Below are 14,219 nucleotides of genomic sequence, written 5' to 3'. Positions count from 1 at the left end.
GTCAGTATTCGGTGTCGATCTCGAGGTCCGGCGGAGTCGCCGACCTCGTGGACTGTGCAGTCCTGTCCATTGTCGCAAACCGTGGATCGTCTTCGATAATTCCGGCGATGTCGTCGATCACATCGACGTCCGGGAGCAGCGGCGCGAGCGGCGGCAGATCCTGCAGCGACGCCAGCCCCAGCCGTTCCAGGAACAACTCGGTGGTCGCGTACGTGACGGCCGCCGTCTCCTCGTCCGGCCCGGCCTCGACGATCAGGCCGCGGGCGAGCAGGGTCCGCACGACGCCGTCGACATTGACACCGCGCACCGCGCTGATCCGGGCCCGGGTCAGCGGCTGCCGGTAGGCGATCACCGCGAGCGTCTCGAGTGCCGCCTTGGTGAGTTTCGAGCGGGCCCCGCCCTGCAACAGCCGTTCGACGTACGGCGCGTACTCGGTGCGCGTGTACAGCCGCCAGCCGTCGCCGGTGCAGCGCAGGTCGATGCCGCTGCCGTGTGCGGTGAACCGGGCCGACAGCGTCTGCAGCATCGCCGTGACCCGGTCCACGGGTTCGTCGAGCGCGTCGGCGAAGACCGCGGGCGTCGCGGGCGCGTCCAGGATCAGGAGCATCGATTCGAGGGCCGCGGCGAGGCGGGCGTCGGGCATCCGCGGCGACCCGTCGGCGAACTCGTCCTCGAAGGCGCTCATGTCGGTGTCGGTCATCGGTACTCCTCGTCGCTCACCGGGGTGTCCGCGGTCTCCCCTGTCCAGCTGACCGCCAGATCCCCGAGCGGTTCGGGCTGGTCGAACAGCACCGACCGCTGCCGGTACAGCTCGAGCAACGCCAGGAAGCGGGCCACGACCGCCGCCGGGGTGTCGCAGTCGGTGACCAGTTCGGTGAACGGCGTCCACACGTCGCGGCCGCGGCCGCGCAGCAATTCCAGGATCAGGGCGGCCTGCTCCGGGACCGACACGCCCGGTACGTGCAGGTGGTCGAGTCCGACCTCGGGCACCGGCCGCGGCCGGAACGCGGTCGCGGCGATCTCCGCGAACTGCCGCGGGTCGACCCCGAGCAGCACCTCGGGAAGCAGGTCGACGTAGCGGTCCTCCACCGGGACGGAACGCGGGTAGCGGCGCAGCGCGCTCGCCTCGAGGTCCCGGAACAGCTCCGCCACCTGCTTGTACGCCCGGTACTGCAGCAGCCGCGCGAACAGCAGGTCCCGCGCCTCGAGCAGCGCCAGGTCCTCGGCGTCGTCGACCTCCCCGGCGGGCAGCAGCCGGGCGGCCTTGAGGTCGAGCAGGGTCGCCGCGACCACCAGGAACTCGGTGGTCACGTCCAATCCCAGTTCGCTGCCGAGCCGCCGGGTGTAGGCGACGAACTCGTCGGTCACCGTGTGCAGCGCGATCTCGGTGACGTCGAGCTGGTGCCGGCTGATCAACGTCAGCAGCAGGTCGAACGGGCCCTCGAAGTTGTGCAGCCGGACCCGGAAGCCGGTATCGGCGTCGGCACTCATCGGGTGCACCGGTGGATGACTTCACGGGCGAGCGCCCGGTATGCCTGCGCCCCACCGGATTTCGGCGCCCACGTCGTGATCGGCTCCCCCGCGACACTGGTCTCGGGGAACCGCACGGTGCGGTTGACGACGGTGTCGTACACGAGGTCGCCGAACACCTCCACGACCCGCGACATCACCTCGCGGGCGTGCAGGGTGCGGGCGTCGAACATCGTGACGACGATGCCCTCGAGTGTCAGCCGCGGGTTGAGCCGGTCCCGGACCTTGTCGACCGTGTCGGTGAGCAGTGCCAGCCCGCGCAGCGAGAAGTACTCGCATTCCATCGGGATAATGACACTGTCCGCGCAGGCCAGCGCGTTGACGGTGAGCAGCCCGAGCGACGGCTGGCAGTCCACCAGCACGTAGTCGTAGCGGTCGAGGACCGGATGCAGGACGCGGCCGAGGGTCTGTTCCCGGCCCACCTCGGTGACGAGCTGGATCTCGGCGGCCGACAGGTCGATGTTGCTGGGCAGCAGGTCCAGGCCGTCGATGCGGGTGCGCATGAGCACGTCGTCGACGGAGCGGCGCTCGACCAGCAGGTTGTGGACGGTCAGCTCCAGATCGTGGTGGGCGACGCCGAGCCCCGCCGACAGTGCGCCCTGCGGATCGAGGTCCACGAGCAGCACCCGGCGCCCGTACTCGGCGAGGGCGGCCCCCAGATTGATCGTCGACGTCGTCTTGCCGACGCCGCCCTTCTGGTTGCACATCGCGATGATGCGGGCCGGACCGTGGCGGTCGACGGGCCCGGGTTCGGGCACGTCCCGCAGTGGACGACCGGTCGGTCCGTACGGCGTCTCGTGCTCACCCTCTGCTACCTGCTGCAACTGCGTCACCACGGTGCCGATGTCCCCTGTCCTGTCGATCCCGTTCTGCCGATCCAGCCGATACCGTCACGCTACCGCTTCGTGACCTGGAACGGCGGACACGACGCACCGACGGCAGTACGGTCCGTCACCGGGCCCGGGGATGCGCCTGCGCCCACACCTCCCGCAGGGCACCGACGGTGACCAGCGTGTAGATCTGGGTGGTCGTCACGGACGCGTGCCCGAGCAATTCCTGCACGACGCGCACGTCGGCGCCGCCGTCGAGGAGGTGGGTGGCGAACGAGTGCCGCAGCGTGTGTGGGGAGACCGGCACCCCGATGCCGGCCTTCTCGGCGGCGTCGTGCAGCACCTGCCACGCGCTCTGCCGGGACAGCCGTCCGCCGCGGGCGTTGAGGAACAGGGCCGGGGTGCCGCGGGTCACCAGGGCCGGTCGGCCCCGCACCAGGTACGTGTCGATCGCGACGATCGCCGGGCGCCCGACCGGGACGACCCGGTCCTTGCCGCCCTTGCCGCGCAGCAGCACCGCGCGGGACTCGGTGTCGAGGTCGTCGACGTCGAGTCCGACGGCCTCGGAGATGCGGGCGCCGGTCGAGTACAGCAGCTCGAGCAGCGCGCGGTCACGCAACGAGCGGGGCGTGTCCGACGCCCCGTCCCCGCCGACGGCGTCCAGGATCGCGAGCACGTCGTCGAGTGGAAGCGATTTCGGCAGGCGACGCCCCGGGGCGGGCGGTTTCACCGCACGGGCGACGTCGCCGGGGGTGATCCCCTCGGCGGCGGCGAACCGGTGCAGGCCGCGGACCGCGATCAGGGCGCGGGCCGCGGAACTCGCCGCGAGCGCCGGGACACCGGACTCCGGGTCCCCGCGCCGCAACGCGACGACGAACTCCCCGACGTCCGCCTCGCTCACCGCACCGAGGTCTCCGATACCGCGGCCGGTCAGGTGGCGGGTGTACCGGTCCAGGTCCCGCCGGTACGAGCCGATCGTGTTGCGGGCGGCACCGCGTTCGACGGCCAGGTGGTCCAGATAGGTGCCGATCTGCCGCCCCAACTGCCCCCCGGCAGCGGTCATGCGGAGGCGCTGCCGGACCGGTCGCGGGTGCGTCGGGTGAACGCGCCGGGCCGGTCCGACCAGTCGGCGTCCACCGGCCGCAGCGTCTCGCCGCGGGCCCGGGACGCCGCGAGCGCCAGGATCCCGGCGACCGCGGTCGCGTTCACGATCTCCCCGCGCAGGGTCATCGCGACCGCCTCGTCGAGCGGGATCCGGGCGATCTCGAGGTCGGCCTCCTCGTCGTGCGCGTCCGGGCGGCCGATCTCCCGCACCCCCGTCGCCACGAACACCCGCACCGACTCGTCGGTGAAACCGGGTGAGAGCGCGACGTCGACGAGCACCGACCAGTGATCGGCCGCCAGCCCGGTCTCCTCCTCGAGTTCCCGGCGGGCCGCGTCCACCGGGTCCTCGTCGGGCAGGTCCAGCAGCCCGGCCGGCAGCTCCCAGAGCCGCCGGCCGAGCGGATGCCGGTACTGCCGGACGAGCACGAGCCGATCGGCGTCGTCGAGGACCGCGACGGCGACCGCGCCGTCGTGCTCGACGATCTCGCGGTCCGCTTCGCGGCCACCGGGCATCGCCACCCGGTCCACGCGCAGCGCGATGATCGCACCGCTGTACACGTCCCGCGTGGAGACGGTGTCGAACTCGTGTTCACCCGGCCGGATCATCGCGTGCTATCCGACGCTGTCCGCGGTCGCAGCCGTCTCGGCAGCCCCCTCGACCTCGACCGGTGCCGCAGCGCCGGCCTTGTAGTCCAGGGCCGCGCCGATGAACGCCGCGAACAGCGGGTGCGGACGGGTCGGACGGCTCTTGAGCTCCGGGTGCGCCTGCGTCGCCACGAAGAACGGGTGCTTGTCGGCGGGCAGCTCGACGAATTCGACGAGGTGGCCGTCGGGCGAGGTGCCCGAGAACACCAGGCCGCTCTTGGCGATGCGGTCGCGGTAGGCGTTGTTGACCTCGTAGCGGTGACGGTGCCGCTCGGAGACGTTCTCGCTGCCGTACGCGGCCGCGACGACGGAACCCTTGTTCAGCACCGCCGGATAGGCGCCGAGGCGCATCGTGCCGCCGAGATCGGCCTCACCGGCGACGATGTGCTCCTGATCGGCCATCGTCGAGATCACCGGATGCTTGGTGCCCGGATCGAACTCCTCCGAGTTCGCATCCTTGAGACCGACCGAGCGGGCCGCCTCGATGACGACGGCCTGCAGGCCCAGGCACAGGCCGAGCAGCGGGATCTTGTGGGCGCGGGCGAAACGGATCGCGCCCAGCTTGCCCTCGATGCCGCGGATACCGAAGCCGCCGGGGATCATGATGGCGTCGGCGTCACCGATCGCGGTGTGCGCGCCCTCCTCGGTCTCGCACTCGTCGGACGGCACCCACGCGATCTCGACCTTCGCGTAGTGCGCGAAACCACCGGCGCGCAGCGCCTCGGTCACCGACAGGTAGGCGTCCGGCAGGTCGACGTACTTGCCGACGAGAGCCACCTTGACCGTCTCGCGCGGGTTGTGGACGCGGTCGAGCAGGTCGCCCCACACGGTCCAGTCGACGTCACGGAACGGCAGCCCCAGCTGGCGCACCACGTACGCGTCGAGGCCCTCGCTGTGCAGCACCTTCGGGATATCGTAGATCGACCGGGCGTCCGGGGTGGAGATGCAGGCGTCGACGTCGACGTCGCACATGAGCGCGATCTTGCGCTTGAGCGCCTCGGGGACGTCCCGGTCGCAGCGCAGGATCAGCGCGTCCGGCTGGATACCGATGTTGCGCAGCGCCGCCACCGAATGCTGCGTCGGCTTGGTCTTGAGCTCCCCGGACGGGCCCAGGTACGGCACCAGCGACACGTGCAGGAAGAAGACGTTCTCGCGGCCCACGTCGTGGCGGACCTGACGGGCCGCCTCGAGGAACGGCTGCGACTCGATGTCGCCGACGGTGCCGCCGATCTCGGTGATCACCACGTCGGGCTCGTGGCCCTGCGCGTCCGGGCCGGCCATCGCGAGGATGCGGGACTTGATCTCGTCGGTGATGTGCGGGATCACCTGGACGGTGTCGCCGAGGTACTCGCCGCGACGCTCCTTGGCGATGACCGCCGAGTACACCTGGCCGGTCGTCACGTTCGCGAACGCGTTGAGGTCGCGGTCGAGGAAACGCTCGTAGTGGCCGACGTCGAGGTCGGTCTCGGCGCCGTCCTCGGTGACGAACACCTCACCGTGCTGGAACGGGTTCATCGTGCCCGGATCCACGTTGAGGTACGGGTCGAGCTTCTGCATCGTCACGCGCAGACCGCGCGCGGTGAGCAACTCGCCGAGGCTGGAGGCGGTCAACCCCTTACCGAGGGAGGATGCGACACCCCCGCTCACGAAGATGTGCTTGGTGGCGCTACGCGACTGAATGCGTGACTGTGGCAAAGGGGCTCCCGTGACGACTGTGCAGGACTTGATTCGAGTGAAGCATGCTGGGGCCTGCCGACCCACGGGACTTCACGGTAACACCTGCGTCACGGCTGCGCCGCACCGACGGTCACCGCGGCCGCTCCCGGCCCCGTCCCGTAACGCCCGGAACCGCCCGCCAACTGCTCCTGCAGCGCCAGGACGGTGGTGATCCGGCCCGACTCCCGGTCGACGTCGTCGACGGTCGAGAGCACCGCGGCCAGCGCCGCGTCCGCACGTGCCACCGCGATCGGCCCGTTACCCTCCGCCGACGCCGTCGGCCCGGCGAGCACGGTTCCGGCTCCGCGGCCGTCGAGCGCACCCGCGAACCGCGCCACGATCGCGCCCCGGTTGCCGCCGGTGTTGTCGGGGTTCCCGGCACCGGTGAGCACGACCGCGAGCTGCCCGGGCTGCACGTCACCGTCGAATTCGACGAATCCGCCGCCCCGCAGCGTGTCCAGGGCCAGCATCCGCTCGGCGGGGGTGGTCTGCGGCTGCGCAGTCTGCGGGTTCAGCAGCAGCACCGAGCCGAGCAGGTCGCCGGTCAGGCTGCCCTGATCCACCGCACCGGTCCGCAACTGGGTCCCGGCCGGCACCACGTTGGTCACGAGGGTGCGCAGCTGATCACTGTTCGCGGCGTCGACGAACGACTCGGTGAGCGAGACCCGCCCGGACACCGATCCACCGGCCTGCCCGACGGCCCGGGTCAGGCCCTCGAGGTCCCCCGGATCGGTGTCCGGTGTGGTGAACACCACCACCGGCCGCTGCGCGAGGGTGTCCCGCACGATCCGGTCGGCGACCGTCGCATCGAACCCGTCCGCCGCGATCAGCTGCTCGGTGAACCGGTTGTTCGACTCGTGCAGATCCTCGATCTCGGTCTGCAACCGGGACTTGTCGTCGCGCAGCCCGGACAGCATGCCGTTCGACAGCAAACCGGATCCGAGGACCACCCCGATCGCGAGGGCCAGGAAGATCGCGGCGATGGAGATGGCGTGTTGACGCAGAGAGATCACCTGAAGAGCCCCTGCACCCACAGCGCGAAGCTGTTCCACGTGGCGATCGCCCAGTCGAGGGCGTCCCCACCGATGTTCGAGACGACGAGCGCCACGATCACCGCGGTCAGCGCCGCGAGGACCAGCAGCGCGATCGCGGCACCGGAGACCCGGCTGCGGTACAGCGTCGCCACGGCCTTGGCGTCGACCAGTTTCGGGCCGACCTTCAGCCGGGTCATGAACGCGGCCGGGTTGGTGTCGCGGCGGCCGCGGTCGAAGAACTCGTCGAGCGAGACGGCCGCACCGACCGTGACGATGAGCGACGCCCCGTGGTGGTCGACCAGCAGTAACGCCAGATCCGACGGCGACGCCGACGCCGGGAACGTCATGGCGCCGATCCCGAGGTCCTGGATGCGGGCCAGTCCGCGCGCGTGCCCGTCCGGGTCGGCCGGCAACACCACCTCGGCACCGCACTTGAGGGTCTCGGAGGTGATCCGGTCGGGGTCGCCGACGATCAGATCCGGCCGGTAACCGGCCTTGGTGAGGGCGTCTGCACCGACACCGACACCGACCAGGATCGGTGAATACTCCTTGATGAACGGCTTGAGGGCCTTGAGGTCCGCCTCGTGGTCGGGTCCGTCGGCGACGACCACGACATGCCGGTCCGTGAGGTCGACATCGATGTCGGGGACACCGACACCGTCGATGAGCAACGGGCTCTCCGAGCGGATGAACTCGATCGTGTTACCCGAGAACGCCTCGAGATGGTCGACGAGTCCCGTCTTCGCCTCGATCATCCGATCGGAGATCTCGGCCTCGGTCTGCTCGGTGCCCTCCGCCAGCACCCGCTCCCCCGCGTACACCGACCCCTCGTGCAGGCGGATCTTCGAACCGTCCTTGATCGCCTTGAACACCTCGGCGCCCGCCGTGTCGATCAGGACGATGCCGTTGGCGACCAGCACCTCCGGGCCGAGGTTCGGGTAGCGGCCCGTGATGGACGGCGACGCGTTGACCACCGCCAGCACACCGGCGGTGACGAGCGCGTCCGCGGTGACACGGTCCAGATCGATCTCGTCGAGGACGACGATGTCGCCGTCCCCGACCCGGCGCAGCAGTTTCCCGGTGTCCCGGTCGACGCGCGCGATGCCACTGATACCGGGTAGGGATTCGGTCTTACGGGAGAGCAGCCCTGGCATCTTCATGGCGTCGATGATCCCGTGCCGCGCCGGGATGGTCCGGGAGGCGCGCCGTACCGTCTATCACACACCGTCGACCGACACCAACCATCAGGTTCTTTTCGGAGTGTCATGCGTGCGCGGCGCTGCGTTCCTGCCCCGCGATCGTCAACAATTCCTCCGCGTGCGCGCGGCCCGTCTCGGTGTCGTCGAGTCCGGCGAGCATGCGGGCGAGTTCGACGACCCGATCCCCCTCGGTGAGGGTGCGGACCCCGCTGTCGACGCCGCTGCGCACGTCGTCGGTCTTGTCGACCACCAGGTGGGTGTCCGCGAACGCCGCCACCTGCGGCAGATGGGTGACGACGATGACCTGATGGGTGCGGGCGAGCCGGGCCAGCCGGCGGCCGATCTCGACGGCGGCCCGCCCACCGACACCCGCGTCGACCTCGTCGAACACCATCGTCGCGCCGCGATCCGATCCGGCGAGCACCACCTCGAGGGCGAGCATCACCCGGGACAGTTCACCGCCGGACGCGCTCTTGCTGATCGGCAGTGCCGCGGCCCCGGAGTGCGCGGCCAGTCGGAACTCCACCTCGTCGACGCCGGACGCCCCCGCGTGCACCTCCCGGCCGTCCACGGTCAGCGGCGCCGTATCGTTCGGCCCCACCTCGCGCGGCCGTACCGACACCTCGAGTGCGGCCCGGCCCATCGCGAGACCGGCCAACTCGTCGCTGACCGCCTTCGCGAGTTTCTTCGCCGCCCGGACCCGGGCCGCGGACAGTTTCGACGCGGCCGCCGCGGTCTCGGCGGCGGCCCGGTCGACGGCCGCCACCAGCGCCGACAGCGCCTCGGAGGACGTGTCGAGGCGGGCCAGCCGGTCCCGAGCGGTGTCCGCCCAGCCGAGGACACCGTCGATGTCGGCGGCGTACTTACGGGTGAGAGTCTTGAGTTCGGCCTGACGGGTCAGCAGCGTGTCGAGGGCACCCGGATCGCTCGGCAGCCCGGACAGGTATCCGGACAGTTCCCCGGCGACGTCGGCGACGACGGCGATCGCCTCCCCCAGTCGCGGCCCGAGTCCGGCGAGGGCGGGGTCGTCGGACGCCTCGATGCGCGCCCGAGCGGCCCCGAGCAGGTCGAGGGCTCCGGTGGTGTCACCGGCGGTGTCGTCGGCGCCGGACAGCGCGGTCTGCGCGCCCTCGGCGGTGCTGCGCAGCGAGTCCAGGTCGCCGAGTCGGCGGACCTCGTCGACAATCGCGGTGTCCTCCCCCGGGGTGGGCGCGATCCGGTCGATCTCCTCGAGCGCGAACGTCAACCGGTCCGCTTCCTGCGCGAGTTCCCGGGTCCTGCCGGTCCGTTCGATCAGTTCGGCGCGGGCGGTCGACCATTCGGTGCGGTGGGTGCGGTACTTCGTGAGCAGCGGGGCGACGGTCTTGTCCGCGAACCGGTCGAGCGCCGCGCGCTGCTGATCGGGGCGCAGCAACCGCAACTGGTCGTTCTGCCCGTGGACGGTGAGCAGCGGGTCGGTGAACTCGGACAGCACACCTGCGGGCACGCTGCGCCCTCCCAGGTGGGCGCGGGAACGGCCGTCGCCACCGACGGTGCGGACGGCGATGATGCTGCCGTCCTCGTCGCGTTCGGCACCGCACGACTCGAGCAGTCGGGTGATCTCGTCGTCGATCCGGGGGGCGTCCTCGTCGACGAGGAACCGGCCCTCGACGACGGCGCGGGTGGCGCCGACCCGGACCCGGCCCGCGTCGGCGCGGGCACCGCTGAGCAGGTGCAGGCTCGTCACCACCATCGTCTTGCCGGCACCGGTCTCGCCGGTGAGCACGGTGAGACCGGAATGGAACTGCGCGCAGGCCGACGAGATGGCCCCGAGGTTGTCGATCCGAATCTCCGCCAGCACCGCTACCGTTTCCTCCCTCGCCACCCCGTCACCGGAAGATCGAACTTCGTCACCATACGGTCCGCGAACGGCGCCGAGTCGAGACGCACCCAACGAATCGGGTCCGTGCCGCGGATCACCTCGACGCGGCCACCGGCCGGCAATTCCAGTGTGCGGCGGCCGTCGCAGAACACCAGGCCGTCGTGGCTGTCCGCGACCGTCTCGATCGCGACGATCGATTCCGGGCTGGTGACGAGCGGGCGCGCGAACAGTGCGTGCGCATTGCTCGGGATCACCAGCAGCGCTTCGAGTTCCGGCCACACGATGGGACCGCCGGCGGAGAACGCGTACGCCGTCGACCCGGTGGGGGTCGCGACGAGCACCCCGTCGCAGCCGAACGCGGACACCGGACGGCCGTCGACCTCGAGCACCACTTCGAGGACCCCGAGGCGGGACCGGTTCTCGATGCTGGCCTCGTTGAGGGCCCAGCCGCGTTGCACGATGCGGTCCTCGACGCGGATCACCACGTCGAGGGTCATGCGCGCCTCGATCCGGTATTCGCGGCGCACCACCTGTTCCATCGCCGTCTCGAGGTGTTCGGCCTCGGTTTCGGCGAGGAACCCGATGCGGCCCAGGTTGATACCGAGGACGGGAACGTCGGTGGACCGGGCGAGTTCGGCGCCGCGCAGGAAGCTGCCGTCGCCACCGAGCACGATCACCATCTCGCAGTCCGCGGCCGCTCCCGGCCCCTCCGGGACGACGGTGATCACCGGGCTGCCGGGGCCGTCGGCGATGGCCTTGACCCGGTCGACGTCGACTTCGTTCTCGAGCAGGCGCAGGGCGATCCCGGCGCGGGCGCAGATCTCGGCGACGCGACGTGCTGTCTCGGTGATCTCGGGGCGACCGGAGTGCGCGACCAGCAGCACCTGACGGCCGGTCACTGCGGGCCGTCCTCGACCGCACGACGGATCAGATCGTCGACGGACGGGCCGGATTCGTCCACCGCCGGCGACGCAGCAGCGTCTTTGCGTAGCCACAGAAAGTATTCGACGTTGCCCGACGGCCCCGGCAGCGGGCTCGCCACGACACCCAGGGTCCGCAGTCCCAGTGCGGCGGCGGCGTCGGCGACCTCGCGGACCGCGCTCGCGCGCAGTTCCGGATCGCGCACCACACCACCGGATCCGACACGATCCTTGCCGACCTCGAACTGCGGCTTGACCATCGGCACCAGATCGGCACCGTCGTTCACGCACGCCACCAGCGCCGGCAGCACCAGCTTCAGCGAGATGAACGACAGGTCCGCCACCACGAGATCGACGCGGCCACCGATCTTCTCGGCGTCGATGGAGCGCACGTTGGTCCGGTCGACGACGTGCACCCGGTCGTCGGACTGCAGCCGCCACACCAGCTGGCCGTAGCCGACGTCGACGGCCACCACTTCCCGGGCACCGTGGTGCAACAGGACATCGGTGAAGCCGCCGGTGGAGGCACCGGCGTCGAGGCAGCGGCGTCCCTCCACGGTGAGCCCGTGCGGGGTGAACGCGTCGAGTGCCCCGATCAGTTTGTGCGCGCCGCGTGACGCCCACGAGACCTCCTCGCCGACGTCGGTGACGAGGAGCGGTGTTCCGGTCTCGACGGCCGTCGCGGGCTTGGTCGCGACAGTGCCCGCGATGAGGACGCGTCCGGCCCCGATCAGTTCCTGCGCGTGTTCCCTGGAGCGGGCGAGCCCCCGCCGCACGAGTTCCGCATCGACCCTTGCTCGACGTGCCACCTCAGACCTTGTCCACTGCTGCCAGGGACTCGACGAGAACCTCGTGAGCCCGTTCGAGAATCTGTGCCCGGCGCGCCAGTTCGTCCACACCGGTCGTATCGGACGGCACGTCGGTCAGCCTCGCCAGGAGTGCGTCGACCCGTGCGCGCACGTCCTCCGGGGCAGCGCCACCACCCGATTCCGGGAGGCGGCGGCCTGGAAGTGGTACTGGCGTGCTCATCGGTGCCAACCTAGCCCATCGGTCCGACGGCGGTGCCGTCAGATGTCACTTCGGCGGTGCCGTCAGATGTCACCCGAGAGAACGGCTGTGGCGGCGCGTGCGGTGTCGTCGCCGGCCCGGACTGTCACGAACTCGGGATGACGCCACGCCGCGGCGAGCACCGACAGGAACGCACCGGAACGGTCGGACGACTGTGCGCCGTCGGCGTGCACGACGAGGTCACCGGACTCGAATTCGACGCGCCAGCCGTCGTGCGGGGCGACCCGGGCGGCCGTCGACGGCCCGTTGAGGGCGTCGAGCGATCGTGCGACGTATGTCGGACGGTGCGACGCATCGGCCCGCAGCAGATCCGCGGGGGTGCTGACGCCGGTCAGCACGAGCAGCGAATCCACGCCGACGGCGTTCGCGCCGGCGATGTCGGTGTCGAGTCGGTCGCCGACGACGAGGGGACGGTCGGCCCCCGAGCGACGCAGCGCGTCCTCCATCAGCGGGGCAGCCGGTTTACCTGCGACCAGCGGTTGCTGTCCCGTCGCCGTCTGCAGTGCCGCGACCATCGATCCGTTCCCCAGGACGAGACCGCGTTCGGTGGGCAGGGTGGTATCGATGTTCGACGCCACCCACACCGCCCCGGACCGGATCGCGAGTGTCGCCTCCGCGAGAATCCGCCACCCGGTGTCCGGGTTGTGGCCTTGGACGACGGCCACCGGCGTGTCCTGGAACCGGCGGACCGGGGTCAGTCCGACCTTCGTGATCTCACCGGCGAGCGCCTCGGTCCCGACGACGAGAACGGCAGCGCCGGGATCGAGTCGTTCGGCGAGGAGACGCGCCGCGGACTGCGAACTCGTGACGACGTCCTCGTCGACCGCATCGAATCCCAGATCGCGCAGGTGCTGCGCGACGTCGCCCGGAGTCCGGCTCGCGTTGTTCGTGACGTAGAACTGCCGCCCGTCGCCCGCCGCGAGCGCCTCCCGCGCACCGGGGATGGCGTGCGGGCCCTGGTAGACGGTGCCGTCCAGGTCCAGGAGCAGGACGTCGTACTCGCCTCGCAGCGTGGTTCCGGCGGCGTCGTGCGCGTCCGTCACTGACCTTCTCCGGTCAGTTCGGCCACACGCTCCTCCGCGTCGGTGTCGCCCTCGAGATCGGCGGCCGCCGAATTGAGGAACCATTCGAGGCCGTCCTTGATGCGTCCGGCCGCGACGAGCGCGTCGGCGTATGCGTAGAACAGGCGTGCCGCGGCGGGACCGGTGCGCTTGGGATCGAGATCAGGTGTCTGCAACGTGACGACGGCCTGGTCGAACTGCCCCAGATCCATGCGGGCACCCGCGACGACCATGCGCAGTTCGCCGGCTTCGTCACCGGTCAGTGCGCGGGCCTCCTCGCTCCGCCCGAGTTCGATGGCCCGTTCCGAACGTCCGAGACCGCGTTCGCAGTCGGCCATGATCGCCAGGAAGCCCGGCCCCCCGGACATCCGTCGCGCCGCACGCAGCTCGGAGAGCGCTTCGGCCCACTCGCCGGCGTGGTACGCGGTGATGCCCGCGGTCTCACGGACCACCGCGATACGGCCGGCCCGCTGCCGTGCCGCACGTGCGTGCGCGAGCGCGAGGACCGGATCGTCCTCGATGAGCCGGCTCGCCATGACGAGATGCCGGGCGACGGTGTTCGCGTTGTTCTTGTCGAGGCTCAGCAGGTCGCGCCGGACCGCGCCGTCGAGATCACCGGGTTCCACCTCGTCGGGGATGTCCGGTTCGTCGGGGCGGGCGTCACGCCGCTGCGGGCCCTGGTATTCGCGGTTGTCGCGTCCCCGTGCGGGTCCGAATCCGCCCTCGCCGCCACGTCGGTGCGGAGCACCGCCGGTGCGACGACGGTCGTCACCGCCGCGACCCTGGAACTGCCGACGGTCACCGCCACGATCACCGCGGTCGTCTCCGCGACGATCTTCTCCACGACGGTCGTCTCGCCGATCGTCACCGCGGCGGTCGTCACGGTCACGCCACTGCCCGGATCCACGGTTCTGTCCGCCGGTCCGGTCCTGACCCGAGTACCCCTGACTGCGGTCGCCACTCGGACCACGACGGTCGCTGGGACGACCGTCCCGAGATCCTTCGGATCGGTGGCTGCCGTCTCCGCGGAAGCCCCGACGATCACCACTGCTGTCCGACACGACCCATTCCTTTCAGTACAAAGCACGAAAGGGGACCCAGTATGTCGGGTCCCCTTTCGGTAACGGATGTTCGGCGGTGTCCTACTCTCCCACACCCTGTCGAGTGCAGTACCATCGGCGCTGGAGGGCTTAGCTTCCGGGTTCGGAATGGGACCGGGCGTTTCCCCTCCGCTATGGCCGCCGTAACTCT

14 protein-coding genes and 1 rRNA gene are annotated in these 14,219 nt (G+C 70.7%); all 15 read right to left on the bottom strand.

The features are described 5' to 3' along the window. Position 1: 1 nt before the first annotated feature. Positions 2-700: an SMC-Scp complex subunit ScpB gene (scpB, locus tag E0497_RS07145; protein ID WP_137724109.1), complete on the bottom strand. Its 699-nt coding sequence runs from the start codon at positions 698-700 to the stop codon at positions 2-4. Further along, positions 697-1,491 carry a segregation and condensation protein A gene (locus E0497_RS07140; protein ID WP_137724108.1) on the bottom strand — a complete coding sequence of 265 codons (795 nt, stop codon included), beginning with the start codon at positions 1,489-1,491 and terminating at the stop codon, positions 697-699. Before E0497_RS07140 ends, scpB begins: the two co-directional genes overlap by 4 nt. Next, positions 1,488-2,375, bottom strand: a complete 888-nt coding sequence (locus E0497_RS07135; protein ID WP_421958319.1) for a ParA family protein — start codon at positions 2,373-2,375, stop codon at positions 1,488-1,490. The genes E0497_RS07140 and E0497_RS07135 overlap by 4 nt, the downstream gene beginning before the upstream one ends. Positions 2,376-2,481: 106 nt before the next feature. Next, complete coding sequence (gene xerD, locus E0497_RS07130; protein ID WP_137724107.1) at positions 2,482-3,423, bottom strand: site-specific tyrosine recombinase XerD; 942 nt, start codon at positions 3,421-3,423, stop codon at positions 2,482-2,484. After that, positions 3,420-4,070 (bottom strand): NUDIX domain-containing protein, encoded by a 651-nt coding sequence (locus tag E0497_RS07125; protein WP_137724106.1) that lies wholly within the window; start codon positions 4,068-4,070, stop codon positions 3,420-3,422. Before E0497_RS07125 ends, xerD begins: the two co-directional genes overlap by 4 nt. A 6-nt stretch (positions 4,071-4,076) precedes the next feature. After that, on the bottom strand, positions 4,077-5,804 hold the full coding sequence (locus E0497_RS07120; RefSeq protein WP_137724105.1) for a CTP synthase: 1,728 nt from the start codon (positions 5,802-5,804) through the stop codon (positions 4,077-4,079). A gap of 89 nt (positions 5,805-5,893) precedes the next feature. Next, positions 5,894-6,838 carry a copper transporter gene (locus tag E0497_RS07115; protein WP_137724104.1) on the bottom strand — a complete coding sequence of 315 codons (945 nt, stop codon included), beginning with the start codon at positions 6,836-6,838 and terminating at the stop codon, positions 5,894-5,896. Then, a complete protein-coding gene (gene steA / locus E0497_RS07110) occupies positions 6,835-8,019 on the bottom strand; it encodes a putative cytokinetic ring protein SteA (RefSeq protein WP_137724103.1) in 1,185 nt (394 codons plus the stop codon). The genes E0497_RS07115 and steA overlap by 4 nt, the downstream gene beginning before the upstream one ends. A 103-nt stretch (positions 8,020-8,122) precedes the next feature. Continuing rightward, on the bottom strand, positions 8,123-9,898 hold the full coding sequence (recN, locus tag E0497_RS07105; protein WP_137724102.1) for a DNA repair protein RecN: 1,776 nt from the start codon (positions 9,896-9,898) through the stop codon (positions 8,123-8,125). Positions 9,899-9,900: 2 nt separating this feature from the next. Further along, positions 9,901-10,818 (bottom strand): NAD kinase, encoded by a 918-nt coding sequence (locus tag E0497_RS07100; RefSeq protein WP_137724101.1) that lies wholly within the window; start codon positions 10,816-10,818, stop codon positions 9,901-9,903. Beyond that, positions 10,815-11,648 carry a TlyA family RNA methyltransferase gene (locus E0497_RS07095; protein WP_137724100.1) on the bottom strand — a complete coding sequence of 278 codons (834 nt, stop codon included), beginning with the start codon at positions 11,646-11,648 and terminating at the stop codon, positions 10,815-10,817. Before E0497_RS07095 ends, E0497_RS07100 begins: the two co-directional genes overlap by 4 nt. 1 nt (position 11,649) lies before the next feature. Then, positions 11,650-11,868 (bottom strand): hypothetical protein, encoded by a 219-nt coding sequence (locus E0497_RS07090; RefSeq protein WP_137724099.1) that lies wholly within the window; start codon positions 11,866-11,868, stop codon positions 11,650-11,652. A 62-nt stretch (positions 11,869-11,930) separates the two neighbouring features. Further along, the gene (locus E0497_RS07085; protein WP_241665762.1) at positions 11,931-12,950 is read right to left on the bottom strand and encodes an HAD-IIA family hydrolase; all 1,020 of its coding nucleotides are present in this window, start codon (positions 12,948-12,950) and stop codon (positions 11,931-11,933) included. After that, positions 12,947-14,029 carry a tetratricopeptide repeat protein gene (locus tag E0497_RS07080; protein ID WP_137724097.1) on the bottom strand — a complete coding sequence of 361 codons (1,083 nt, stop codon included), beginning with the start codon at positions 14,027-14,029 and terminating at the stop codon, positions 12,947-12,949. The genes E0497_RS07085 and E0497_RS07080 overlap by 4 nt, the downstream gene beginning before the upstream one ends. Before the next feature lie 68 nt (positions 14,030-14,097). Continuing rightward, positions 14,098-14,214 (bottom strand): 5S ribosomal RNA (rrf, locus tag E0497_RS07075). Between the last annotated feature and the right edge of the window lie 5 nt (positions 14,215-14,219).

This window comes from Prescottella subtropica (assembly GCF_005434945.1).
Taxonomy (GTDB): Bacteria; Actinomycetota; Actinomycetes; order Mycobacteriales; family Mycobacteriaceae; genus Prescottella; species Prescottella subtropica.
Note: the sequence above shows the minus strand (reverse complement) of the source record. Positions and strands in the feature narration are given on the sequence as shown.

What these genes read in the sequence shown, in the direction of transcription:
- scpB (WP_137724109.1), bottom strand. Translation starts at nt 700, where the DNA reads ATGACCGACACCGACATGAGCGCCTTCGAGGACGAGTTCGCCGACGGG.
- E0497_RS07140 (WP_137724108.1), bottom strand. Translation starts at nt 1,491, where the DNA reads ATGAGTGCCGACGCCGATACCGGCTTCCGGGTCCGGCTGCACAACTTC.
- xerD (WP_137724107.1), bottom strand. Translation starts at nt 3,423, where the DNA reads ATGACCGCTGCCGGGGGGCAGTTGGGGCGGCAGATCGGCACCTATCTG.
- E0497_RS07125 (WP_137724106.1), bottom strand. Translation starts at nt 4,070, where the DNA reads ATGATCCGGCCGGGTGAACACGAGTTCGACACCGTCTCCACGCGGGAC.
- steA (WP_137724103.1), bottom strand. Translation starts at nt 8,019, where the DNA reads ATGAAGATGCCAGGGCTGCTCTCCCGTAAGACCGAATCCCTACCCGGT.
- E0497_RS07090 (WP_137724099.1), bottom strand. Translation starts at nt 11,868, where the DNA reads ATGAGCACGCCAGTACCACTTCCAGGCCGCCGCCTCCCGGAATCGGGT.